Source organism: Nitrincola tibetensis, from assembly GCF_003284585.1.
In the GTDB taxonomy this organism is placed as follows: Bacteria; Pseudomonadota; Gammaproteobacteria; order Pseudomonadales; family Balneatricaceae; genus Nitrincola; species Nitrincola tibetensis.
In genome coordinates this window covers 1-1,367 of record NZ_QKRX01000039.1, presented here as the reverse complement: position 1 = coordinate 1,367, position 1,367 = coordinate 1, and the positions used below count along the sequence as shown (strand labels likewise).

The following is a 1,367-nucleotide window of genomic DNA, read 5'->3' as shown; positions in this document are numbered from 1 at the left end:
GGTCGCGATCCAGTTGCAGGCAAGCGGTTCATGCTATTCATTTCTTATTCAATAAAGTGCTCGGTAGGCCGTTGAACTACCTACAGCTTCCTTATCAGAAGAAAGATCAAAAGATCCCAGATTTACTCTATCCAGATGAAGTGCATTCGATTATTCAGCATTGTACGCATTTGAAGCAGCAATCGGCTATCGCATTATCGTATGCGACAGGGATGCGCATTGGAGAGATTTGTGCGCTGCGTATTGATGATTTAGATGGCCCACATAACCGGATAAAGGTACGCCAAGGTAAAGGCAATAAAGATCGATACGTTCTATTTCCTGAGGGTGTTAAGCGGCAGTTACGATGTTATTGGCAACGCTATCGGCCAGTAGATGTGTTGTTTTATGGTCTAGATAAGCATCGTACCTATGATCCCAAATACTTAAGGTTGGAGGTTAAGGATGCAGCCAAACGAGCAGGTATAAGCAAAACTGTGCGGTTCCATAGCCTGCGTCATGCCTTTGCCACCCATCAACTGATGGCGGGTACGCCTTTGACCCGTTTGCAGCTTCTATTGGGGCATCGGCAGTTGTCGACGACTCTAGTCTATCTACAATGGATAGCGATGATGGAGCCCTGTCAAAAGGTCTCGGAAGATTTACTCGGTCCTGCATGGTGTGTTTCATGAGCGCACTAGGGTTGGCGCAAGTGATCGAACATTGTAAGCAACAGGGAACCCTTCGTGCTACGCCAAGACAATGGCAAGTCCTCAATCATATACGTGCTTGCCGTACCTCAGCGATGGGGGCAGCGTTGTATCGATGTGATGCGTGTCACTCGCAATGGCTGTGGTATCACAGTTGTCGGGATCGGCATTGTCCTCAGTGCCAGACAAATGCCAGCCGAGCTTGGTGTGAAAAACAAAAGGAACAGTTACTGCCAGTACCTTACTTTCATCTGGTATTCACGTTACCGCATGAACTTAATGATTGGGTAAACGATCACGCAGATGTCATTTACCGATTGCTATTTCAGTCATGTTGGAAGACGCTTCATGTGATGGGGCAGCGTAAACTGCATGGGCAACTTGGAATGACGGCCGTTCTTCATACATGGGGACAGAAATTAACGCGCCATGTGCATTTGCACTGTTTAATACCTGCAGGTGTCATTACGTCCTCACAGTCATGGATAGATCGAAACAAAGGATACTTATTGCCAGTAAAAGCGCTATCTAAACGGTTTAGAGGGTTGCTGGTGAGCGCACTTCGAGAGACGAAAGTGAATGGCGGTTTCTCATCGATTTGCACTGATGAATTCGATCGCACCTTAACGCAGGTAATGAGTAAGCCTTGGTGCGTTTATAGCAAGGCTGCGATTCAGT

At 47.0% G+C, this 1,367-nt stretch carries 2 protein-coding genes; both read left to right on the top strand.

Annotation, left to right across the window (positions count from 1 at the left end; translation table 11 throughout):
* Positions 1–671, top strand: a 671-nt coding sequence (locus DN062_RS18375) for a tyrosine-type recombinase/integrase (protein WP_112160737.1), incomplete at its 5' end; no start/stop codon positions are given.
* Positions 668–1,367, top strand: a 700-nt coding sequence (locus tag DN062_RS18370; RefSeq protein WP_112160736.1) for an IS91 family transposase, incomplete at its 3' end; no start/stop codon positions are given. The genes DN062_RS18375 and DN062_RS18370, both read left to right, overlap by 4 nt.